Origin of the sequence: Paraburkholderia sp. FT54 (genome assembly GCF_031585635.1) — a bacterium.
In the GTDB taxonomy this organism is placed as follows: domain Bacteria; phylum Pseudomonadota; class Gammaproteobacteria; order Burkholderiales; family Burkholderiaceae; genus Paraburkholderia.
Window position 1 is genome coordinate 2,754,717 of sequence record NZ_CP134196.1, and the last position, 24,799, is coordinate 2,779,515.

The following is a 24,799-nucleotide window of genomic DNA, read 5'->3' on the forward strand; positions in this document are numbered from 1 at the left end:
AACGCGCGTGGCCTGCGCGCTCCGCCGTCAAGGCAGCGCCAGCGCCGCCGCGCCTTCCGCGCGGGCCTCTTCGGTCGAGACGGACCAGCGCCGCAAGGCCAGCGGCTCCACGATCGTGAGCTTGCCGCCCGGCCCGAACGCGCCGGTGTCGATGAACACCTGCGAGCCGACCTGCTTGATGTCGCGCATCGGCGTGTGGCCGCAATAGGTCAGGGAGAGGCCGCGCTGCCGCTGCGGATCGTCGTTGCCCAACGCCAGGTCGCGGCCCCACAGCAAACGCTGGCGGGTCTCTTCGGAGAAATTCCCCGCGTCGAGTTCCGCGTCCGAGCCGAAGAATTCGGCATGCAGAACATTGAAGCGCTCCTTGCCGCTGCCGACCACGCGCGCAAGCGGCAACCCGCGCAAGATTTCCGCGTAGTGCTGCAAGCGCTCGTCGGATAATTGCGCCGCCCAGATGCCGCCGATTCCGTACCACCACTGACGCCGCAAGCGTCCGTCGGCGACGGCGCACAGCGTGTCTTCGTGATTGCCGAGCACGGCGAAAAACCACGGCTTGTCGAGCAGCGCCAAAGCCAATTCGGAGTTCTCGCCGCGATCCACCAGATCGCCGACCGAGAAGAGCCGGTCCCGCGCCGGGTCGAACGTGATCACGCGCAGCAGATAGCGCAATGCATCGACGCAACCATGCAGATCGCCGACCACGAAGTCGCGACCGCTCCGGTTAGCCGGGTGATGCTGGACGGAATTGACGAGTACGGAAGCCATGGGTCAATGATAATGCCGCAACCGCGATGCGTATGCGCGCTGCCTATCGTAACCTGGCGCCGCGGAGGGCGAGAATGACGCAAATCAACGCAAAAACGACCTATTTTCGGCAGGCCTTACCGGAAACATGCCGTCTGCGCGTCACTATTGCTGAGTTCGCAATTTGGAAATCTGATCGACGGACACGGTCGACTGCGGATTGCCGAACTGTCTGGTCACATAGTTGGTGATCGCGGCCACCTGGTCGTCCGTGAGCTGGTTGGCGAATGCGGGCATCAATACGTCCGCCTGTTTCGTCGTACGCCTGACGCCGTGCAGGATCACCATCGCCAGATTGTTGGCGTCGCTCGCGCCCACCACGGAGTTGTGAATCAGCGACGGATACGCCCCCGGCGCGCTCGCGCCCACGCCTTGGCCCGTCCAGTTATGGCAGCTCGCGCAATTGGCGACGAACAGTTGCGCACCGTTCACGGCATGGATGGTGGTGCCGCGCAGCGCCGTGACGTCCTCGGCGGGGTTGCCCCACTGGTCGCGCGGGCGCGCTTCGCCGCCGCTGATCGGCGGCACCCCGCGCAGATAAGCGACGATCGAGCCGAGATCCTCACGCGTCAGATATTGCGTGCTGTCAGTCACCACCTCGGCCATCGGACCGGCCGCGTTGGCGCGGCCCTGCGCCGCGCCGGTCGACAGATACGACGCCAGCTCATCGTCGCTCCAACTGCCCACGCCGCTGTTCTTGCCGGACGTGATGTTGTACGCATGCCAGCCGCCCTGCATCGCGCCGGAGAAACGTGAACTCGACTTCAGGCCCTGGGTGAAATTGCGCGGCGTGTGGCATTCCTCGCAATGCGCGAGCCCTTGCACCAGATACGCGCCGCGATTCCACTCGGCGCTTTGCTTGGGATCGGGAACGAAGCGGCCCTCGGTGAAATTGAACAGGTTCCAGAACACCATCAGCCAACGCTGATTGAACGGGAATTTCAGGCTGTTGCCCGGCGGCGTGTAGTGGATCGGTGCGAGCGTGTTCAGGTACGCGCGAATCGCCAGCACGTCCTGATCCGTGACCTTGGTGTACTCCGCGTATGGGAAAGCCGGATACAAGCGCTCGCCGCCTTTGCCGATGCCCTCATGCATGGCGCGCAGAAAATCGGCGTCGCTCCATTGGCGGATGCCGGTGTCCGGATCGGGCGTGATGTTCGGCGTCACGATGGTGCCGAACGGCGTGTCGATCAGCAACCCGCCCGCGAAGGGCCGTGCTTTGTCCGCCGTATGGCACGCCACGCAATCGCCGGCGCGCGCGAGGTATTCGCCGCGCTTGACCAGGTCGCTGCCGACCGCCGTCGCCGGCAGGGCCGCGCCGTCGATCGCCTGCGCGGCGTCGTTGGCGCGGGCCTGCGTGATCGGCAGTTCATCGGTACGTTGCGTGTCGGGGCCGTGCGCCTCAAACCAGGCAACATACAGCGTGAATAGCGAAAAAATCGCGGCCAGCGTCGCGACCCTGAGGTGACGGCGGCGGGCATTCCGCGCAAGCGCCTCGAGCGGCTGCACGCGAGAGGTGTTCTTCGTCATGGTGGCGCTCCGTTCAGGCTCAGATTTCACGCTTGAGCTTGTCGGCCAGCTTCAGCGACAAGGCGGCGATCGTCAGCGTGCAATTCACTGAGCCCGCGCTCGGCATCACGCCGCTGCTGGCGATGAACAGATTGGAGTGATCGTGCGTGCGGCAATCCGCGTCGACGACCGAATCCGCCGGATCGCTGCCCATGATCGTGGTGCCCATGATGTGATTGTTCGGCGCGAAGGTGTCGCTGAAGGTGACCTCGGCCCCACCGAACAGCGCGGCGATCTGCGCATACACTTCGTGCGTATTGGCTGCGCTTTTCTTCACGTAGTCGTTGATCGAGTAGTAGATTTCCGGCTGCGGAATGCCGAGTGAATCCTTGTGATCCGCCGAAGGCACCACGCGGTTCTGCGGCTCCGCCAGATGCTCATGGAAGCTGTTGATATTGAGCGTGCGCGCCGCGCGGTCGCGTATCTGCCGGTCGAGTTCGGCGCCGGTCAGGCCGTTTCCCAGCAGGTTGGCGGTCACGGCCATGGTGGGCACACCGTTCGAGAGATGCAGCTTTTTCGCGGCGTAGTCCGAACGGAACGCGCCATCGCGGAAGTTGACGATGGAGGTCATCTCCATCGGTCCGCGTCCGGGCCAGAGCGCTTCATTGGCGAGGAACGTGACGCCCGTGCCTGGATGGTCCATCAGATTGCGGCCCACCTGGTCGGAACTGTTGCCGACACCATGCGGGAATTTATCGGACGTCGACATCAGCATCAGCTTCGGCGTTTCGATGCCGTTCGCGGCGAGCACGAACAGCTTGCCGGTCACGCGCGTGCTGTTGCCGTTCGGATCCTTGTAGTGGACCGCGGTGATCAGCCCTTTGTTGTCCGCTTCGACGCGGTACACCACCGCTTCGGCAAGCAGTTTCGCGCCGGCCTGTTCGGCTTTCTCCGCATGCACGACGCCGTTGTACATCGCGGCGATCGGGCAGATCGGCATGCAGTTGTTGTTGCCGCAGCAGGTGGGCCGTGCGTCGTACGGACGGCTGTTGCGCGCCACCGGCTCGGGCACGACCTTGAAGCCTTGCGCATTGAGCACGTCGCTGAAACGCTGATCCATGTACGAGAGCGGAAGCTGGCTCATCGGATACGGCTTCGAGCGCGGCGAGCCGAGATCGGTTGAACTGTCGGGACCCGATACGCCGAGCTGAACCTCAGCCGCCGAATACCACGGCTCCAGCGTTTCATACGGATAAGGCCAGTCGCGTCCCACGCCGTACAGCTTGTGCAACTGGAAGTCCGAGGGCAACAGCCGCCATGCGGCCGCCGCCCAGTGCCAGGTCGTGCCGCCCACCAGACGCAGGTACTGCGAGCCATACGGATAGTCGCCTTTCTGGATGAGGTAATTGTTGGCGGGCGCGTACTCGGGATGCGGCGCGTAAGGCGTCGATGGATAAGGCGTCGCGAAGTCCGACTTGACCGGCGAGTTGCGGAAGTTCTCGACGATCTGCCAACGCGGAATGCGCGGCCCGGCTTCGAGCAGAATCACCGACGCGCCGGCCAGCGCCATCTGATGCGCGACCAGTCCGCCCGCCACGCCCGAACCGACCACGACGATGTCGGCGGAATTCGAGTTTGCCATTGTTACCCTCTTCTATGTCGACCAGGGTAACGCGCTAAAGCGCGAACCCTGGTCCCATGCACGATGGTGTGCTGGCTTATCGTCGCTTGCAGTATTCGCGTGCCGGCGCTGCGTCGAATGATTCGATCGAACGATGCGGCACGCGCGAGAGGAACGTCGTCAGGCGGCGCTTAGCGGTTTCTTCGTCCAGTAGAACGGCACGTCCCGGCAATACGACGGAATCGTCAACACGTCCTGCACAGGCTCGAACATCAACGCCTTTTCATAAGCGACCACGTCCACATGCGGCATGTCGCCGACGAGGCCGAGATACCACGCGCGCATGATCGCGCTCACGGATTTCGCGAGCGCGGGCTGGTCGACTTGCAATGCCTGCGTGACGGTATCGGACGGCACGCCGCCATGGCCTTGCAGCCATGTGTTGAGCGCGGCGACGTTCTGCGTAAACTGACTGTCCGATTTGGCGAGGGCGTCGTAGACGCGTTTGCCGAGCGGGGCGTCGAAGCCCGTACGGCCGGTGAGGCGCTGCGAGAGTGCGAGGAAGGCGTCGAGCCCGCCGCCCGCGGGCGTATCGGCAAACGCCGGAGCGATCCATGAAAGCGAGCGGCCGGCGCCGGCAAACGCGAGCGCCGCGGCCGCGGCACATGCGCCGAGCACCCACGCTCTGCGCGAGGCGGAAAGCGATACTGACGACGACCACTCTGCTGGATGCGTCACTTCGTGGTGCGCATCATTGTTGTCGGGGACATCTGTCATGGGGACTCCAGATGGTCAGTCATTCTCAACTTGCCGCGCGACTTTGGCGTCGATCTCTACCCCAAACCTGGTCCAAGCGCCGCTTAAGCGGTCTTTCGTGAGCCCGCGCCCGCCCGATGCAAGCGCGTTGGCGCTGATGACATCCATATGAAACCGCATGCGCTGCATGGCATTCGCGGGGAAAAAAACCCGCCGCCTGCCAATCGCCTTTCAACTGAAAGGGGCACGCAAGGGCGTTGCGGAAGACTATAGCCTGTGACCCGGCCATTCGACAAATGAGGGCCCAGGCGCGGGTAGAATCCGCGGCACCGAAAGCCCTACACCGTACATTCCATGCTGACAAAATACTATCCACAGGTTCTTCGCAATCGACCGCGCATGCTGGTCGGCCTTGCGCTCGGCGTTGCCGCCGCGCTCGCCGTGCCCGAGCATACGCGCCCGATGGTCCGCGTGCTGGCCGGCTGGGACGCGGCCATCTGGAGTTATCTGGTGATGATCTGGGTGCACATGGCCGTTGCCGACGAAGGCCGCGTGCGCGAATTCGCCCGTCGCGACGACGAGAACGCGGGCGTGGTGCTCATGGTGATCTGCGTGGCGACCATTGCGAGTATTGCGGCGATCGTGCTGGAATTGGCCTCCGCCAAGGGAACAGCCGGCGCTACCACCGTCTGGCACTACGCGCTGACGGGGCTCACGATGTTCGGCGCATGGTTCCTGATCCCGACCATCTTCACGTTGCACTACGCGCGGCTTTACTACGACGCCGACGCAAAGGAAACGCCTCTGCTGTTTCCCGACCAGGCGCTCCAGCCGGACTACTGGGACTTCCTGTATTTCTCGTTCACCATAGCCGTGGCTTCGCAAACGTCGGACGTGGTACTGCGCTCGCGTTCGATTCGCCGCGCCGCGCTCGCGCAATCCGTCCTGTCGTTCTACTTCAACGTCGCCGTGCTGGGCTTGTGCGTGAACATCGCGGCGGGCTTGCTCGGCTCGTAACCGTCGCCGATACGAGCCCTCTTTCAAACGCCCCCGCCGGATAAGACTCCGCCTTTTGCGGGCACCGCCGCGCCCCTGACGCGCCGCGTGTAATTCCCGGACGACGCCCGCCCGTTTTACACACGGCGGCCGTCGGTGCCCGCGCGTCAGCGCCTCGCGCCCGCCATCGCAACATCCTGCGACGCCCAATGCGGGGCGCACGCACACCCACCCATCGCGCCCGGCCGCGCCGCACTGGCACAGCGTTTGCTGCGTTTTCCCAATCGATCTGGCCAGCCCCGTGCTAGCGACGCCTGGCGTCAAAGCACCCTTTACTGGCCAGCGGCGTGACGATCTTTGCACTACATTGACCAGTACGCGCCCTCGCTTTTGCATCGCGCGGTATCCGGCTCTGGAAGCCCAATGAGCGCTGTGATCGCATGCCAATTGCATCCACACCGCAGCAGGACAAATCTGGAAACGACCGATGGAATCTCCAAACGGGTACGCGCCGCGGATTTACTTTTTTCATTCACTTCTGGTTGGGCCACTCGATGCATGGCCTGCGCAGTTCGCGCATGCAGCCGCGCTGGGCTTCGATCACGCGCTGATCGGCAGCCTCTTCGAGCCTGGACGAGCCGGCCACGGACAAGTGGTCGGCAACCACGCCCGCCTGCATCCGGTCTTCGAGTCCCAGCAGCCCGCCACCGAGGCGATACGCACGCTCGCGGACGCCGCCGGGCAGAACGGCCTGACCTTGCTAGTCGATCTGGTGATCGACCGGATGGCCGCCGATGGCGCGCTGTACGCCGAACATGCCGACTGGTTCCAGCCATTCGAATCTGAAGAGGCGCGGCTCGATCCGCGCCATGTGCATCGCGAAGACAACGTCGCGTATGCCAACTTCAACGACGCCGGCAGCAGTGCCGCGCTGGTCGGCTGGTGGACACAACAATTGCTGGCGCTTGCCGACGCCGGCGTGGGCGGCTTCCGGTTCGACTCGCCGCATCGCGTGCCGGGCGCCGTCTGGCGGCAATTGAGCGATGCGGTGCGCGCGCGGCATCCTCAGGTGCGTTTTCTCGCCGCCACACCCGGCTTGGCCCGCGACGATCTGCTCGGCCTGCAAGGCGCCGGCTTCGACAGCGTGTTTTCGTCGGTGCGCTGGTGGGACTTTCGCGCAAGCTGGATGGTCGAGGAGCATGCCGCGCTCGCGCGCATCGGCGCGCCCATCGCGTTTCCCGAAGCGCCTTACGGCACCCGCCTCGCCGCCGAGTTGAGCGATGCGCACGACGCCGCTATCGTCGAGCGGGCGTACCGGCGCGCGCTGCTCACGTCGGCTGCCATCGGCACGGGCTGGATGATGCCGATGGGTTTTGAATACGGCATCACCGAGCCGATGTTGCAGACGCGCGGCGACGCTTCGCAGTTCGCCCTCGCTGCCCAAGCCAGGCAATTCGATCTCTCGGAACGCATCACGCACGCAAACCAGGTGGCGCGCAATACGAAGACGCTGCACGCCAACGGTGAATTGCGCCCGCTCAGCGGACCCGGCGCACCCGCGGCGGTATTGCTGCGCGCCGACCAGCCCGACCTGCGCGATGCCGACGAAGCGATCCTGATCGCAATCAATCCCGACATCGGCGCGCCGCTACGCGTGGACCCTGCCCGCTTCCTCGCGGGCGTGCCGGGCAACTTCACGCGCTTCGTGCCGCTCGATGCGCCCGGCAGCGCCTTGCCGGCCACGCTCACGCCGTTCACTCTCGCGCCCGGCGCGGTCCGCCTGTTCCGCGCGGTCACGGAGAAGCCGATCCGTCTCGCGCCGCCCATCGACAAAGCGAATAGCAAGCGCAGCGGCCGCAAGAGCGTGATCGAGGCGCTCAGCGCGCCGCGCGTGGCGATCGAGAGCGTGACGCCGTCGGTCGATAATGGTCGCTTCGCGGCCAAGCGCAGCGTGGGCGAACGCGCCGAAATCACCGCCGCGATCTTCGCCGAAGGTCACGACAAGATCGCCGCCGCCGTGATCTGGCGCGCCGCCGACGAAACCGCATGGCACGAAGTGTTGATGGAACCGGCGCAACCCGCCGGCCTCGATATCTGGAAAGCGCGCATTCCGCTCGAACGCATGGGCCGTCACGAATTCACCGTGATCGCGTGGCGCGACGACTTCGCTTCGCTGGTCGAACACGTACAGAAAAAACTGAAGGCGGGACAAACCGTCGAACTCGAACTCGACGAAGCGTCGCATCTGTTCGCGCTGGTGCTCGCCGAAGTGGAAACCGCCGAAGGCGCGGTCACCGAACCGCTCGAACATATCGTCAAGGTCTTCACCAAGGCCGACGCGGAGACGAAGCTCGCGCTGCTGCTCGCGCCGACCACCGCTAAGGCGATGACCGCCGCGCGCCACCGGCCGTTCCTGAGCCGCGATCCGGTCATCTACAAGATCGACGCCGACCGCACGGCCGCGCGCTTCGCCAGCTGGTACGAGATCTTCCCGCGTTCGATGAGCGACGACGAATCGCGCCACGGCACCTTCGCCGATGTCACGACGAAACTGCCGCGCATTCGCGACATGGGTTTTGACGTGCTGTATTTCCCGCCGATTCACCCCATCGGCGTGGCGAATCGCAAGGGCCGCAACAACACGTTGAACGCGCAGCCGGGCGACGTCGGCAGCCCGTATGCGATCGGCGGGGTCGAAGGCGGCCACACCGCCGTGCATCCGCAACTCGGCACACTCGACGACTTCAAGGCCATGCTCGCCGCCGCGCACGCGCACGGCCTCGAAATCGCGCTCGATTTCGCGGTGCAGTGTTCGCCGGATCACCCATGGCTCAAGGAGCACCCGACGTGGTTCGCGTGGCGCCCGGACGGCACGCTGCGCTACGCGGAAAATCCGCCGAAGAAGTATCAGGACATCGTCAATCCCGACTTCTATGCGCACGACGCCAAGCCCGATTTGTGGCTCGCGCTGCGCGACGTCTTCCTGTTCTGGATCGAAGCGGGCGTGCATATTTTCCGCATCGACAATCCGCACACCAAGCCGCTGCCGTTCTGGGAATGGGTGATTGGCGATATCCGCGCGCGCTATCCCGACACGATCTTCCTCGCCGAAGCCTTCACGCGGCCGCGCATGATGAACCGGCTCGGCAAGATCGGTTTCTCACAGTCGTACACATACTTCACGTGGCGGGAATCGAAGCGCGATTTCATCGAGTACCTGACCGAGCTCACGCAAACTGGAGCGCGTGATTCCTACCGGCCGAACTTCTTCGTCAATACGCCGGACATCAACCCGCGGCATTTGCAGTCGCAGGGACGCACGGGCTTTCTGATTCGCGCCGCGCTTGCCTCGACGCTGGCCGGTCTGTGGGGCGTGTACAGCGGTTTCGAGCTATGCGAAGCCGCCGCGCTGCCGAACAGCGAGGAATATCTCAACTCCGAGAAATACCAGTTGCGCGCGTGGGACTGGAGCCGGCCCGGCAATATCGTCGGCGAGATCAGCGCGCTGAACCGGATTCGCCGTGCCAACCCGGCGCTGCAAACGCATCTCGGCCTCACGTTCCTGCCCGCGCACAACGACCATATCCTGTTCTTCGAGAAAGCAACCGAATCACGCGACAACGTCATTCTTGTCGCGATCAATCTCGACCCGTTCAACGAACAGGGCGCGGATATCGAATTGTCGTGGGAGACTTTCCAGAAATGGAATCTGCACGATCATGGCCCGCTGGAAGTCACCGACCAGATGACCGGCGCGCGCTTCGAATGGCACGGCCGCTGGCAGCACGTCCAGCTCGGGTCGGGCCAGCCGTTCTCGATCTGGCGCATCGCGCCGCTCGGCGGCCTGCCCGCCGAACGGCCGGATGAAGCCGACAGCGACTATCACGCAGACGCTGGCAACCCAACCCCAACGGAAGGTGCGACATGAAGCGTGACGATCCAGCCCAACCCACGTCGCAGGCCAACATGAACACAGCCACCGGCAGCGCCGCGAAAGCGCGTGCGCATCGGCGTGGCAGGCCCGCAGCCTTGAGCGACGATCCGCTCTGGTACAAAGACGCGATCATCTATCAGGTGCACATCAAGTCGTTCTTCGACGCGAACAACGACGGCGTCGGCGACTTTCCCGGGCTGATCGCGAAGCTCGACTACATCGCCGAACTCGGTGTGAACGCGATCTGGCTGCTGCCGTTCTATCCGTCGCCGCGGCGCGACGACGGCTACGACATCGCCGATTACCGCAGCGTGCACCCCGACTACGGTCAGATTGCCGACGTGAAGCGCTTCATTCAGGAAGCGCACGCGCGCGGCATTCGCGTGATTACGGAGCTGGTGATCAACCACACGTCGGATCAGCATCCGTGGTTTCAGCGCGCGCGCCGCGCGAAGCCGGGCTCGAACCACCGCAACTACTACGTCTGGTCCAACACCGATCAGAAGTACCAGGAAACGCGGATCATCTTCATCGACTCGGAGCCGTCCAACTGGACGCACGATCCCGTGGCGGGCGCGTATTACTGGCACCGCTTCTACTCGCATCAGCCCGATCTGAATTTCGACAATCCGGCCGTGCTGCGAGAGGTGCTGCAGGTCATGCGTTTCTGGCTCGATATGGGCATCGATGGGCTGCGGCTCGACGCGGTGCCGTATCTGGTCGAACGCGAGGGCACCAACAACGAGAACCTGCCGGAAACGCACGCGGTGCTCAAGAAGATTCGCGCCACCATCGACGCCGAGTATCCGAACCGGATGCTGCTCGCCGAAGCCAACCAGTGGCCGGAAGACGTGAAGGAATATTTCGGCGATGAAGACGAATGCCACATGGCATTCCACTTCCCGCTGATGCCGCGTATCTACATGTCGATAGCGAGCGAAGATCGCTTCCCGATCACCGACATCATGAGGCAAACGCCGGACCTCGCCGAAACGAACCAGTGGGCAATTTTCCTGCGCAATCACGATGAGCTGACGCTCGAGATGGTCACGGATTCCGAGCGCGACTATCTGTGGAACACCTACGCGAGCGATCGCCGCGCGCGGCTCAATCTCGGCATTCGCCGCCGCCTCGCGCCGCTGATGGAGCGCGACCGCCGCCGTATCGAGCTGATCAATTCGCTGCTGCTCTCCATGCCTGGCACGCCCGTGATCTATTACGGCGACGAACTCGGCATGGGCGACAACATCCACCTCGGCGACCGCGACGGTGTGCGCACGCCGATGCAGTGGTCGTCGGATCGCAACGGCGGTTTCTCGCGCGCCGACCCTGAGCAACTGGTGCTGCCGCCGGTCATGGGCTCGCTGTACGGCTTCGACGCCGTGAACGTGGAAGCGCAAAGCCGCGACCCGCATTCGCTGCTGAACTGGACCCGGCGCATGCTCGCCACGCGCCGCGCGAAGCAGACTTTCGGGCGCGGCACGATCCGTTTCCTGAAGCCGGAAAACCGCAAGATCCTTGCGTATCTGCGCGAAATGCCAGGCGAGCCGCCGATTCTGTGCGTGGCGAATCTGTCGCGCGCTCCGCAAGCGGTGGAGCTCGATCTGTCCGAGTTCAACGGTGCGGTGCCGATCGAAATGACCGCCGATTCCGTGTTCCCGGCCATCGGCCAACTGACCTATCTGTTGACGTTCCCGCCGTACGGCTTTCTGTGGTTCCTGCTGTGCGAGGGCGGCCAGCGTCCGACGTGGGCGCAGGCGCATTCGGAACCGCTGCCGGAATTCGTCACGATCGTGATTCGCGAAGGCCAGGTCGGACCGACCCCGGAGAACGTGCGTCTGCTCGAATCGGAAGTGCTGCCTTCGTGGCTGAGCCGGCGCCGCTGGTTCGCGTCGAAGGATGAAAAGCTTAACGCGGTGCGGCTCGCGGCGTTGACCACGATTCCGAACGGTGGCTTCGCCTTCACCGAAATCGAAGCGGACGTGGGCAATCACACCGAGCGCTACGTGGTGCCGATCGCGATCACGTGGGGCGGCGAAACCACTTTCCCGCTGTTCAAGCAACTAGCATTGGCACGCGTGCGACGCGGCCGCAACGTCGGCCATCTGACGGACGCATTCGCCCTGCCGATCTTCGCTCACGGCGTGATGCGCAAGCTGCGCGAACGCGCCGTCGTACCGACCGTGCAGAAGAGCGAAATCAAGTTCCTGCCGACCGAGCGTTTCGCCGAACTCGAAGGACTCGGCGAACGGCCGGAGATCCGCTGGCTCGCGGCCGAGCAAAGCAACAGCTCGTTGATCATCGCCGATGCGGTCGTGCTGAAACTGGTGCGCCGCCTTGTGAGCGGCATCCATCCGGAAGCCGAGATCAGCCGCTACCTGACGCAACTGGGCTATGCGAACACCGCGCCGCTGTACGGCGAAGTAGTGCGCGTCGATCCTGAAGGCGTGCCGCACACGCTCTGCATCCTGCAAGGCTATGTCGAGAATCAGGGCGACGCGTGGAACTGGTCGCTCGACTATCTGCGCCGCTCGGTGGACGAACTCGCCATCGCCGTCGATACCGAAACGCAAACGGCGCCGGACCGTGCCAACGAGGCAATCCTGATGGAAGGCTACAGCACGTTGGCCGGCATCATCGGCAGACGGCTGGGCGAACTGCACGTGGCGCTCGCCTCGCCGACGGACGATCCGGCGTTCGCGCCGGAACCCGCCAGCGCGGAGCAGGTAAAGGCATGGGTGGACGGCACGCAGGCAATGCTCGCCAGCGCGCTCGATCTGCTCGCGCCGCGCATCGAGCAGATGAGCGATCCGGAAACGAAGGCGCTGGCGCAAAGCCTGATCGACCGTCGCAAGAAACTGGTGGCCGCCGTGGACAAGCTGGTTTCCGTCGACACGGGCGCGCTGCGCATTCGCGTTCATGGCGACTTCCATCTCGGCCAGGTGCTGGTCGCGCAGGGCGACGCGTATCTGATCGACTTCGAAGGCGAGCCGGCACGGACGCTGGAAGAGCGTCGTCAGAAGTCGAGCCCGCTGCGTGACGTGGCCGGCTTGATGCGCTCGCTGTCGTATGCGAGCGCGGCCGCGCAGTCCACCACGGAAGCCGCGCCGCAACAGACCGCCGATCGCAAGCGCACGCTGTTCGACCGTTTCCGCGCGTATGCCACCGAAACATTCCTCAGCGAGTACCGCGCGGCTGCCGCGCAGGCGTCGACGCCGCTCGTCGCGCCCGAAGCCGAACAGGCCTTGCTGGATCTGTTCCTGATCGAAAAAGCCGCCTACGAAATCCGTTACGAAGCGGCCAACCGCCCGACGTGGCTCAGCTTGCCGGTACGCGGCCTCGCCGCGCTCACCAGCCGTTTGCTCGGCGACACCGGCGCGCAGCAAGGCCACGATTCCTCAACCCAGGCGCCAGGCGCCGCCACACCGCCTAATCCGGCCGAGGGCGACTATGAGTGAGCATGATCCGGCCGTAGGCCTCCAACCGCTCGAGATCGACGCGCTAGTCGAAGCGCGCCACCCCGATCCTTTTTCGCAGCTCGGGCTGCATCAGACGAACGCGGGGCCCGTGGTGCGCGCGCTGTTGCCGAACGCCACGCACGTCAGCGTGATTGCGCGCGCCGACGGTGCGTTGCTCGGTGAGCTCGAACAATTGCGGCCGGGCCTCTTTGCCGGCCGCGTCACCACCGCGGCGCCATACCGTTTGCGCATCGACTGGCATGGCGTGGTGCAGGAAATCGAGGACACGTATTCGTTCGGTCCCGTTCTCGGCGACGAGCCGCTCGGCCGGCTCGCCGGCGGCGATCCGTACGCGGTGCTCGAATGCCTCGGCGCCCACCCGATGGAATTCCACGGCGTGCCGGGAGTGCGCTTCGCCGTATGGGCGCCGAACGCGCGGCGCGTTTCGGTGGTGGGCGATTTCAATGCGTGGGACGGCCGCCGTCATCCGATGCGGCTGCGGCATCAGGCCGGCGTGTGGGAATTGTTCGTGCCGCGTGTCGGTCCGGGCACGCGCTACAAATACGAGTTGCTGTCGCTCGACGGCCATCCGCTGCCCCTCAAGGCCGATCCGTGCGCGATGCAAACGGAGAAGCCGCCGGGCACCGCGTCGATCGTGGCGCACGTCGACGAGATCGAGCAGTTTCCGTGGACCGATCACGAATGGATCCAGTCGCGCGCCGGCAAACAGACCCCGCGCTCGCCGATCTCGATCTACGAAGCGCATGCCGAGTCCTGGCTGCGTGTCGCGGAACAGGGTCAGCGCGGACTCGATTGGGATGAACTCGCGGAACGGATGATTCCGTACGTCAAAAGCATGGGCTTCACGCATGTGGAGTTCATGCCGATTGCCGAGCATCCGTTCGGTGGATCGTGGGGCTATCAGCCGCTCGGGCAGTTCGCGCCGTCGGCGCGCTTCGGCAAACCCGAACAGTTTGCGCGGTTCGTCGACAAGGCGCACGAAGCCGGGCTCGGCGTGATTCTCGACTGGGTCCCCGCGCACTTTCCGAACGACGCGCACGGTCTGATCGACTTCGACGGAACGCCGCTCTACGAGCATGCCGACCCGCGCGAAGGCTATCACCAGGACTGGAACACAATGATCTACAACCTCGGCCGCAACGAGGTGAGCGCGTTCCTGGTCGCCTCGGGGCTGGCGTGGTTGAAGCGCTACCACGTCGACGGTCTGCGCGTGGACGCGGTCGCCTCGATGCTATACCGCGACTATTCGCGCGCCGCCGACGAGTGGGTGCCGAACATTTACGGCGGCCGCGAAAACCTCGAATCGATTGCGTTCCTGAAGCGCCTGAATCACGAAGTCGGCTACGTGCCGGGCGTGCCGGGCGCGATCACGATCGCCGAGGAATCGACCGCATGGCCGGGCGTGACGGCGCGTGTCGAAGACGGCGGCCTCGGTTTCCAGTTCAAGTGGAACATGGGGTGGATGCACGACACGCTGCACTACATGGAAGAAGATCCAGTCTACCGCCAATACCATCACCACATGCTGACGTTCGGGATGGTGTACGCGTACTCGGAGCGCTTCGTGCTGCCGCTCTCGCACGACGAAGTGGTGCACGGCAAGGGCTCATTGCTCGGCAAGATGCCCGGCGACAGGTGGCAGAAATTCGCCAATCTGCGTGCTTACTACGGTTTCATGTGGACGCATCCGGGCAAGAAGCTGCTGTTCATGGGCGGCGAATTCGGCCAGCTCGCGGAGTTCGATCACGACACGTCGCCGCATTGGCATCTGCTCGACGATCCGAATCACCACGGCGTGCAGAAGCTGGTGCGCGACCTGAACCGGCTATACAGCGACGAGCCCGCGCTGTATCTGCTCGATTGCGAGCCGGGCGGCTTCGAATGGCTGATCGGCGACGACAGCGGCAACAGCGTATTCGCCTATCGCCGCACCGATGGCGCCGGCCGCGAACTCGTCGTAGTCTGCAATATGACGCCGGTGCCGCGAGTCGGGTATCGGATCGGCATGCCGCGCGGCGGACGCTGGTCGGAAGTGCTCAATACGGACGCCGGCGTGTATGGCGGCTCGAACATGGGCAACGGCGGGCTGATCCATACCGACTCCCAATCGAGCCATGGCTGGCCGCATTCCGCTTCACTGACGCTGCCGCCGCTTGCAACGATCGTATTGCGCGCGGATTGAAGGATGTGCTGTGAAGCGAGCGCGCGGCGTGCGAAATTTTCGCGCCGCGCGCTCGTTGCATGAAGACCCACGATAGCGTTCAGAAATCAGAACAAGGAAGGGGAATCATGTCGCATGCAATGCCCGACCGGCTTCTGCCCGGTTCGCCCTATCCGCTCGGCGCCAGCTGGGATGGCCTCGGCGTCAACTTCGCGGTGTTCTCGGCGAACGCGCAAAAAATCGAGCTTTGCCTGTTCGATCCCACCGGCCGCAAGGAAATGCGCCGTTTCACGCTACCCGAATGCACCGACGAAGTCTGGCACGGCTACCTGCCCAACGCGCATCCGGGCACCGCTTATGGATTTCGCGCACATGGTCCGTATCAGCCGCAGCATGGGCATCGCTTCAATCCGCACAAGCTGCTGCTCGATCCATACGCGCGCAAACTGGTCGGACAGTTTCGCTGGTCCGACGCGCTGTTCGGTTATCGCGTGCATTCGAATCGCGCGGACCTTTCCATCGACCGGCGCGATTCGGCGCCGGCCATGCCCAAGTGCGTGGTGATCGACGAGGCGTTCGACTGGTCGCACGATAAGCGCCCGAACGTGCCGTGGGGCGAAACCATTGTCTACGAGACGCATGTGCGCGGCGCCTCGATGCTGCGCGCCGATTTGCGTCAGCACGAACGCGGCACGTTCGCGGCGCTCGCTTCGCCGGAGTTCATCGAGCATCTGCTGAAACTCGGCGTGACCGCAGTGGAATTACTGCCCGTGCATGCCTTTCTCAACGATCGCTTTCTGGTGGAGCGCGGGCTGCGCAACTACTGGGGTTACAACACGGCGGCCTTTTTCGCACCGGAGCCGTCGTATCTCAGCACGCACCGGCTCGACGAAATGCGCATCGCCGTGCGTCAGTTGCACGCGGCCGGCATCGAAGTCATTCTCGACGTGGTCTACAACCACACCTGCGAAGGCAACGAGATGGGGCCGACGGTGTCGTGGCGCGGCCTCGACAACGCCAGCTATTACCGCTTGATCCCCGGCGACGAACGTCACCATATCAACGACACCGGCTGCGGCAACACCGTGAATCTGCCGCATCCGCGCGTGCTGCAAATGGTGATGGACTCGCTGCGCTATTGGTCGACGGCGTTCAATATCGACGGCTTCCGTTTCGATCTCGGCGTCACGCTCGGCCGCGAGCAGCACGGTTTCGATCCCGGCTCCGGCTTCTTCGACGCGTTGCGCCAGGACCCGATCCTGTCGCAACGCAAGCTGATTTCCGAGCCGTGGGATATCGGTCCTGGCGGTTATCAGCTAGGCAATCATCCGCCGGGCTTCAGCGAATGGAACGACCGTTTCCGCGACACCGTGCGACGCTTCTGGCGCGGCGACGCCGGCCTGCGGCCCGACCTTGCCGCGCGGTTGACCGGCTCGGCGGATCTCTTCAACCGGCGAGCGAGGAAACCGTGGGCATCGGTCAATTTTGTCACGTCGCACGACGGTTTTACGTTAGCCGATGTCACCGCCTACGAGCAGAAGCACAACGAAGCCAATCGCGAAGACAACAACGACGGCCATAACGAAAACTGCAGCCGCAATTGGGGTGTGGAAGGCGCGAGCGACGACCCCGCGATTCTCGCCACGCGCAAACGCGTGGCGCGCTCGCTGATCGCCACGCTGCTGATGGCGCTCGGCACGCCGATGGTGCTGGCCGGCGACGAATCGCTGCGCACGCAGAACGGCAACAACAACGCGTACTGCCAGGACAACGAAATGTCATGGCTCGACTGGGAACGCGCGGAATCGCCGGACGGCCAGCAGATGACCGCTTTCGTCGCGCATGTGATCGCGCTGCGCAAGCAACATCCGCTGCTGCGCGAAACGCGCTTTCTGGTCGGCGACCGCGAAGTGTTGCCCGGCCTGTTCGATGTCGGCTGGTTCGACGAACACGGCGATCCGCTCACTATCGAAGCCTGGCAAGACCCCGAAGGCCGCGCATTCACGCTGCGCCGCGCGGGTCCAGGCTTAAACGGCGAAACAGAAGTATTGTTGATGATGCTCAATGCCAACGAGGAAATACTGCGTTTTACACCGCCCGCACCGCACCTGGAATGGCATGTGCTGTTAGACACTGCTGAGCCGGAGAGCGCGCTGCATCGGCTGGCGGTTCCCGAGGTCGAAGTAGCCGCGCATAGCCTGGTGATGCTGGCCGCGCAACCGGTAGGCGAAGCGGACTGGCAGGCCGGCTGGAAGGCCGGCGCGCAGCATGGGCCGCGGCTGCTGACTGCGCTTCCGCCCGATCCGGGTGCGCATCCGCCCAGTAGCGATACGTCGCCGACCACTTAGGCCGCGGCGACGCCGCCACCAGGCAGCCTGCAGGCGGCCGCTTCATGGTGCGGCGTTGTGCGTCAGGTGACACTGGCGCCAGAGACGCGTAATGCGCGGCTCCGGAAGCAAAACTGAATGGTGACGAATTATGTCCGAAAGTCCGATTGATCCTCATGCGCATCATCACGCGCATTGTTTGCCGTTCGGCGCGCAGTTGCTAGGCGCGACGGGCACGAAACCGCGCACGCGGTTTCGCTTTTGGGCGCCTTCCTGCCAGCACGTTCAGGTGGAAATCGAAAACGGACCCGCCCAAGGCGCGCACGACATGACGCCTGCCGGCAACGGCTGGTTCGAAGCGAGCGTCGACGGCGGCGCGGGCACGCTGTACCGCTTCCGGCTGGACGGCGAGCACGCGGTGCCCGATCCGGCGTCGCGCTTCCAGCCGCAAGACGTGCACGGGCCGAGCGAAGTCATCGACCCGCGCGCGTACCGTTGGGAGCACACGACCTGGCATGGCCGGCCTTGGGAAGAAACGGTGTTGTACGAGTTGCACGTCGGCGCAATGGGCGGTTATGCGGGCGTGCGCAAGCGCCTGCCGGAACTCGCCGCGCTCGGCGTCACGGCCATCGAGTTGATGCCGCTGAACGACTTTCCCGGCAAGCACAATTGGGGCTATGACGGCGTGTTGCCGTATGCGCCCGACTCCGCTTACGGCCGGCCGGAAGAACTTAAGGCGCTGGTCGATGCCGCGCACGGTCTCGGCCTCATGGTGTTTCTCGATGTGGTCTACAACCACTTCGGCCCGGACGGCAATTATCTGCACGAATACGCCCGCTCGTTTTTCCGCGAAGGCACGCACACGCCGTGGGGCCCGGCGATCGATTTCGCGCGCAGTGAAGTGAGCGACTTCTTCACGGATAACGCCGTCTACTGGATCAACGAATACCGGCTCGACGGGCTGCGTTTCGATGCGGTGCATGCCATCGACAACCATGCGTGGCTGCGCGATTTGTCCGTCCATATTCGCGCGAAAGTGCAGCATGGCCGGCATGTGCATCTGGTGCTGGAAAACGAGCACAACAGCGCGAGCCTGCTGGAAACGCATTTCGACGCGCAGTGGAACGACGACGCGCACAACACCTTGCACGTGCTGCTGACCGGCGAATCGGAAGGCTACTACCACGCGTACGAAGATCAGCCGATTCAGCGTCTCGCGCGCGTGCTGTCGGAAGGTTTCGCGTATCAGGGCGACCCGTCGCCGATTCACGACGGCGCGCCGCGCGGCGAAGCGAGCGGGCATCTGCCGCCCACGTCTTTCGTGATGTTCCTGCAGAACCACGATCAGATCGGCAATCGCGCGTTCGGCGAGCGTCTGCGCAAACTGACCTCGGACGATGCGTTGCGTGCCGCCACCGGTCTGCTGCTGTTGTCGCCGCAAATTCCGCTGCTCTTCATGGACGAGGAATACGGCTCGACGCAACCGTTCCTGTTTTTCACCGACTACACCGGCGATCTCGCCGACGCGGTCCGCGAGGGGCGGCGCCGCGAATTCGCACGCTTCTCGTCGTTCACCGATGAGAAACGCCGCGCGCAGATTCCCGATCCGAACGACGTGAAGACGTTCGCGGCATCGTCGCCGCCGGCGGCGCACGAAGTGCCGAAGCAGGACAGCGATGAAGCGAAAGACCGCCTCGACTGGATGCATTTCTACAAATCCGCGCTGGCCGTGCGCGCCAAGCTGATCACGCCGCGCCTGCCACATAGCAAGTCGTGCGGCGTGACCGTGCTGACCGCGGCGAACGGCGGCGACGCCAATGCGCTAATTGCGCGCTGGAAACTCTGTGACGGTGAGACGTTGTCGGTCGCGTTGAATCTCTCGAAAGAGAACGTGGCGTGCAACGAAATTCCCGCTGGCAAAGTGATTTTCGAAACGCCGCCGCGCGTGCGCGAACAGATCGACGTCAAGGTGCTGCCGGCATACGCGTTCGTCGCGTGGGTGACCGGCGACGTCAGCGACTATGCCATCGGCCACGATGCCCGCATCGCTGGACAACAGGAGCGCCACGCGTGACTACCCGACGCCCTCACGACACGATCCTCACTCTTGCCTCGCGCGCCGGCTTCGAGGTGGAGTGGCAGGATGCGCACCGCACGACCCAACACGTGCCTGAGAAGACGCTGGCCGCGCTGCTCGAACGAATGGGTTTGCCATGTGGCAACGCCACGCAAATCCGCCAGAGCGCGGCCGTTCTGGAAGCCGAATTGTCGGGCCGCAAACTCCCGCCGCTGATGACCGCGGAAGTCGGCCGGGGCATTGCCTTGTCCGTCGCGGCGATCAAATCGGGCAGCCATTACCGGATCGAACTCGAAAGCGGCTCGATCATCGACGGCCGCTTCACCGCGCCCAAAGGCGAAGAGGCCTTGCTCGCACCGATCGACGAACCCGGCTATCACACGCTCGTGATCAACGACCAACGCGTGACGCTGGCCGTGGCGCCGCCGCGCTGCTATACGGTCGCCGACGCCTGGCGCACGCTGCACGACGACGGCGGCGGCAGTGGCAGCCACACGCCTGCGCCGCCGCTGTGGGGCGTCGCCGCGCAGTTGTATGGCTTGCGCCGTATCGGCGACGGCGGCATCGGCGACTATTCGGCGCTCACGCAAATCGCCCTCGAAAGCGCGAAGCGCGGCGCGCACGCGCTCGCCGTCAGCCCGACTCACGCGATGTTCAGCGCGGAGCCGGCACGCTTCAGCCCATATTCGCCGTCGTCGCGTTTGTGGTTGAACGTCACCCATATCGACCCCGCCGCCGTGTTCGGCGCGGAGGCGGCACACGCCGCCATCGAAGCCGCGCAAGCCGGCGACGCCTGGTCGAAACTCGAAGGCCTGCCGTTGATCGACTGGCCGAACGCGGTCGTGCTGAAGCTGAAAGTCTTGCGCAAGCTATACGAGCATTTCTGCACGCACGAACGCGCGCAGAATTCGCCGCGCGCGCTGGAATTTCACGGCTTCTGCGAACGCGCCGGACGCGCGCTCGAAGATCACGCGCGTTTCGAAGCGCTCCAGGCGGCGCAACTCGCGCAACAAGGCGGCAACGGACATTGGCGCAACTGGCCCGAAGCGTTACGCGATCCGCGCAGCCCGGAAGTCGAAGCCTTCGCCGAAGCCAATCGTCACGAGGTCGATTTCCATCTGTTTCTGCAATGGCTGGCCGCCAAGGGTTTGTCGCACGCGCAGCACGCGGCGCGCGATGCCGGCATGGCCGTCGGCCTGATCGCCGATCTCGCGGTGGGATGCGATAGCGCCGGCAGTCACGCCTGGTCGTATCGCGACGACATGCTGCAAGGCGTATCGGTCGGCGCGCCGCCGGACCTGTTCAACCAGGCCGGCCAGGCATGGGGACTCACCACCTTCTCGCCGCGCGCCATGCGCACGCAGGGCTTTTCCGCGTTCATCGACATGCTGCGCGCGGCGTTCGCCCATGCCGGCGGCATCCGCATCGATCACATTCTCGGCTTGCGGCGGCTGTGGCTCGTGCCCGAAGGCGAAAGCGCGCGTAACGGCGCGTATTTGCGCTACCCGCTCGAAGACCTGCTGCGTTTGATCGCGCTCGAATCGTGGCGGTATCGCGCGATTGTGATCGGCGAAGATCTCGGCACCGTGCCGCCTGGCTTTCGCGAGCGACTCGAGGAGCACGGCATCGACGGTATTCGCGTGCTGTGGTTCGAGGCCGCGCCCGACGGCAAAGGATTCAAGCCGCCTTCCGCCTGGGACCGCAATGCGGTCGGCACCACGACGACGCACGATCTGCCGACCATCGCCGGATGGTGGCGAGGCAGCGACATCACGTGGCGCAACAAGATCGGCCAGACGATGGCGCGCGCCGACGGCCGCGATCCCGAGGAAGCCGCCCAGGAAGAGCGCGCGAAAGATCGCGCCGAGTTGTGGCGAGCCTTCCAGCAAGCGGGCGTGGCCGCGCCCGACGTCGTTGCGCCGCCGCCCGGCAGTGCGCCCGTGGACGAAGCGCTCGCGTTCGTCGCCGCCACGCCCGGTCCGCTGGTGACGTTTCCGCTCGAGGATCTGCTCGCGCAAGTCGAACAGCCGAATCTGCCCGGCTCGATCGACGAGCATCCGAACTGGCGGCGCCGCGTGAGCTTGCCGATCGACGAACTGTTCGAGAACGACGCGTTCTGCGACCGTCTGCTCGCGGTCGATCGCGCGCGCCGCGCCGCGACCGCTTCAGTGCCTTCTTCCAACGCTTCTTCGGAGCCTGATACGCCATGACCGTCCCGCGCTCCACGCTTCGCCTCCAGTTCCATCGAGGCTTCACCTTCGACGATGCCGCGAAGCACGTCGACTACTTCGCCGCGCTCGGCATCAGCCACGTGTACGCGTCGCCCATCACGACGGCCGAGCCGGGTTCGATGCACGGCTACGACACCGTCGACTACACCCAGGTCAGCGCCGAATGCGGCGGCGAAGCGGCCCTGAAGCGCCTCGTCGACAAACTGCGCGCGCATGACATGGGGCTGATCATCGACACGGTGCCGAACCATATGGGTGTGGGCGGCGCCAGCAACGCGTGGTGGCTCGATATCCTCGAATGGGGACGTCACAGCGCCTATGCGCGCCATTTCGACGTGGACTGGCATTCGCCCGACCCGGCCTTGCGCGGCAAGGTGCTGCTGCCCACGCTCGGTGCGCCATATGGCGAGGAACTCGCGGCGGGCCGCATCGCGCTGAATTTCGCCGCCGACATCGGGCGTTTTTATATCGGCTACGGCCCGCACGTGTTTCCGGTGTGCCCGACCGATTACGCGTCGATCCTGCAAAGCGCCGACCGCCCCGATCTCAACGCCCTCGCCGAGCGCTTCCACGGGCTCACGACGCAGCCCACCGATCATCCGCGCGCCGCCGAAGGCCGTGACATGCTGCGCGAGTTCGTCGCGCAAAACGGTGGCTCGCCGATCGAGATCGCGCTGCGGGCGTACGCGCCTGACGACCCGGCGGCGCGTGATCGCCTGCATCGGCTGATCGAACGGCAACACTTCCGCCTCGCGTGGTGGCGCACCGCGTCCGACGAAGTGAACTGGCGGCGTTTCTTCGACATCTCGACGCTCGCCGGCGTGCGTGTGGAACGGCCCGAAGTGTTCGAGGCCGTGCATGCGCTGCCTTTCCGTCTGTACCAGGAAGGCGTGGTGGACGGCCTGCGGATCGATCATGTCGACGGCCTCGCCGAGCCGCGTGAATACTGTCAGCGTTTGCGGCAGCGTCTCACGGAACTGCGCGACACCGCGCCGTATGTGGTGGTCGAGAAGATTCTCGGCCGCGGTGAACCGCTGCGCGACGATTGGCCCGTGGACGGCACCACCGGCTACGATTTCATGAGCGACGTCGGCGCGCTGCTGCACGATCCGGCCGGCGCCGACCCGCTCGCGCAAACGTGGGCCGAACTGACCGGACGCAGCCCGCGCTTTGCCGACGAAGCCCTGGCTGCGCGCCGCAAGATTCTCGCGGAAAACCTCTCGGCGGAACTCGACCGCGCGGCGCGTGCGTTGCATCGCATTGCCCGCGATTCGCTGACCACGCGCGATTTCACGTTCACCACGCTGCGGCGTGTGCTGACCGAACTGGTCGTGCATTTTCCGGTGTATCGAATCTATCCGCAGAACGGTTTGCGCAGCGCGGCGGATAACGTTTATTTCGAGCAGGCTTTAGAAGGCGCGAGACACACGCTTTCGCGCGCGGACCTTGTCGCGCTCGATCGCGTGAACGCGTGGCTCGGCGGCACCGCCGAAGAAGCGCCAACGGGACGAACCGGTGCGCCGCCGCAGCAAGGCCAGAACGGCGCGCCGCCGAGCCATGCCGGTTCCGCGCGACGCACCGCGCAGACGCTGTTTTCACAGTTGAGCGCGCCGGTCGCCGCGAAGGCGGTCGAGGACACGGCGTGCTATCGCTATGGCCGGCTGTTGTCGCGCAATGAAGTCGGCTCGGACCCAGGCGAGTTCGCGTTATCGGTCGAGCAGTTTCATGCGGGCAACCTGGAGCGCTCGCAGCGCTTCCCTCACGCCATGCTCGCGACGGCCACGCACGATCACAAACGTGGCGAGGACGTGCGCGCGCGGCTCGCTGTGTTGAGCGAGATCGCGCAAGACTGGAGCGCGACGTTGCGCGCCTGGTCCACGTTGAATGCGCCGCATCGTCGTGCGCTCGACGGCACGCCGATCAGCAGCGTCGGCCAGGACACGAGTTACGACTGGGCGCCCGGCCCCGCCGCCGAAGCGATGCTCTATCAGACGCTGGTGGGCTGCTGGCCGCCCGATCTGCAACCGGACGACGAAGCCGGCGTGAAGGAACTGGCCGAACGCGTCGCGCAATGGCAGTTGAAGGCATTGCGCGAAGCCAAACTGCAAACCAACTGGCTCGCGCCTGACGAAGCGTACGAAGCCGGCTGCCGCGATTTCCTGTTCGACATTCTGGCGCCGCAGCGGCGCGATGGCTTCCTGAAGGAGTTGTCGGCGTTCGTCGCACGAATCGGCCGCGCCGGCGCGCTCAATAGCTTGCAACAGACCGTGTTGCGGCTGGCATCGCCTGGGATTCCAGATCTTTATCAGGGCACCGAGTTGTGGGACTTCAGTCTGGTCGATCCGGACAACCGCCGGCCCGTCGATTTCGCCAAACGTGAGGCGTGGCTCGTGCAGACCCCGCCGTCGGAATTCCTGCCGAACTGGCGCGATGGACGCGTGAAGCTCGCGGTGGTGCAGCGCGTGCTCGCATTGCGGGCGCATTTGCCGGAATTGCTGAGTCAAAGCGCGTATCTGCCGCTTGCCGTGCGCGGTAAGCACGCGTCGAATGTGATCGCGTTTGCGCGGCGGCATGGCAATGCGTGGGCAGTGGTGGTGGCGAGCCGGCTCGCGGCGGGCTTGCTCGGCGACCAAAACGATCTGCCGATGGTCGATCCCGCGAAATGGGCGGACACGGCGCTGGAAATGCCGTCCGATCTGTCCGCGAGGGCGCTGTTCGACTGGCTGAGTCCTGCTGCGCCGAAGGTCGATGAAAACGGCCTGCTGTATCTGCGCGATGCGTTGGGCGCAATGCCGATCGCACTGCTAGTGGAGGACGGCGTGCCACGCAGTTGATCTTCTGGATCTCCTGGGCGAAGGCGGCTAGAGCGTACGCGCTTTGACCGCCTTTTTTGTGGGCTCTCCG

Annotated in this window: 12 protein-coding genes; 8 read left to right on the forward strand and 4 right to left on the reverse strand. The window is 64.7% G+C overall.

What is annotated here, in order from left to right; all coding sequences use genetic code 11:
* Positions 1 to 27: 27 nt before the first annotated feature.
* The 4 genes from RI103_RS32005 to RI103_RS32020 all read right to left on the reverse strand — a co-directional run bounded on the left by RI103_RS32005 (position 28) and on the right by RI103_RS32020 (position 4,711).
* Positions 28 to 765, reverse strand: coding sequence for a metallophosphoesterase (locus tag RI103_RS32005; protein ID WP_310816721.1), 738 nt, complete (start codon positions 763 to 765; stop codon positions 28 to 30).
* A gap of 144 nt (positions 766 to 909) precedes the next feature.
* Complete coding sequence (locus tag RI103_RS32010; protein ID WP_310816722.1) at positions 910 to 2,334, reverse strand: cytochrome c; 1,425 nt, start codon at positions 2,332 to 2,334, stop codon at positions 910 to 912.
* 19 nt (positions 2,335 to 2,353) lie between these two features.
* Positions 2,354 to 3,955: a GMC family oxidoreductase gene (locus RI103_RS32015; RefSeq protein ID WP_310816723.1), complete on the reverse strand. Its 1,602-nt coding sequence runs from the start codon at positions 3,953 to 3,955 to the stop codon at positions 2,354 to 2,356.
* Between the two features lie 159 nt (positions 3,956 to 4,114).
* Positions 4,115 to 4,711, reverse strand: coding sequence for a sugar dehydrogenase complex small subunit (locus RI103_RS32020; RefSeq protein WP_310816724.1), 597 nt, complete (start codon positions 4,709 to 4,711; stop codon positions 4,115 to 4,117).
* Between the two features lie 333 nt (positions 4,712 to 5,044).
* Here RI103_RS32020 and RI103_RS32025 point away from each other — a divergent pair, with 333 nt between their 5' ends.
* The 8 genes from RI103_RS32025 to treY all read left to right on the forward strand — a co-directional run bounded on the left by RI103_RS32025 (position 5,045) and on the right by treY (position 24,729).
* Positions 5,045 to 5,707 carry a DUF1345 domain-containing protein gene (locus tag RI103_RS32025; protein ID WP_310816726.1) on the forward strand — a complete coding sequence of 221 codons (663 nt, stop codon included), beginning with the start codon at positions 5,045 to 5,047 and terminating at the stop codon, positions 5,705 to 5,707.
* Positions 5,708 to 6,173: 466 nt separating this feature from the next.
* A complete protein-coding gene (locus RI103_RS32030) occupies positions 6,174 to 9,614 on the forward strand; it encodes a maltotransferase domain-containing protein (RefSeq protein ID WP_310816728.1) in 3,441 nt (1,146 codons plus the stop codon).
* A complete protein-coding gene (gene treS / locus RI103_RS32035; protein ID WP_310816730.1) occupies positions 9,611 to 13,078 on the forward strand; it encodes a maltose alpha-D-glucosyltransferase in 3,468 nt (1,155 codons plus the stop codon). The genes RI103_RS32030 and treS overlap by 4 nt, the downstream gene beginning before the upstream one ends.
* Complete coding sequence (gene glgB, locus RI103_RS32040; RefSeq protein WP_310816732.1) at positions 13,071 to 15,281, forward strand: 1,4-alpha-glucan branching protein GlgB; 2,211 nt, start codon at positions 13,071 to 13,073, stop codon at positions 15,279 to 15,281. Before treS ends, glgB begins: the two co-directional genes overlap by 8 nt.
* Before the next feature lie 107 nt (positions 15,282 to 15,388).
* Positions 15,389 to 17,608, forward strand: coding sequence for a glycogen debranching protein GlgX (gene glgX, locus RI103_RS32045; protein ID WP_310816733.1), 2,220 nt, complete (start codon positions 15,389 to 15,391; stop codon positions 17,606 to 17,608).
* Between the two features lie 130 nt (positions 17,609 to 17,738).
* Positions 17,739 to 19,661: a malto-oligosyltrehalose trehalohydrolase gene (treZ, locus tag RI103_RS32050; RefSeq protein WP_310816734.1), complete on the forward strand. Its 1,923-nt coding sequence runs from the start codon at positions 17,739 to 17,741 to the stop codon at positions 19,659 to 19,661.
* Positions 19,658 to 21,874 carry a 4-alpha-glucanotransferase gene (malQ, locus tag RI103_RS32055; RefSeq protein ID WP_310816736.1) on the forward strand — a complete coding sequence of 739 codons (2,217 nt, stop codon included), beginning with the start codon at positions 19,658 to 19,660 and terminating at the stop codon, positions 21,872 to 21,874. Before treZ ends, malQ begins: the two co-directional genes overlap by 4 nt.
* The gene (gene treY / locus RI103_RS32060; protein ID WP_310816737.1) at positions 21,871 to 24,729 is read left to right on the forward strand and encodes a malto-oligosyltrehalose synthase; all 2,859 of its coding nucleotides are present in this window, start codon (positions 21,871 to 21,873) and stop codon (positions 24,727 to 24,729) included. The genes malQ and treY overlap by 4 nt, the downstream gene beginning before the upstream one ends.
* Positions 24,730 to 24,799 lie beyond the last annotated feature (70 nt).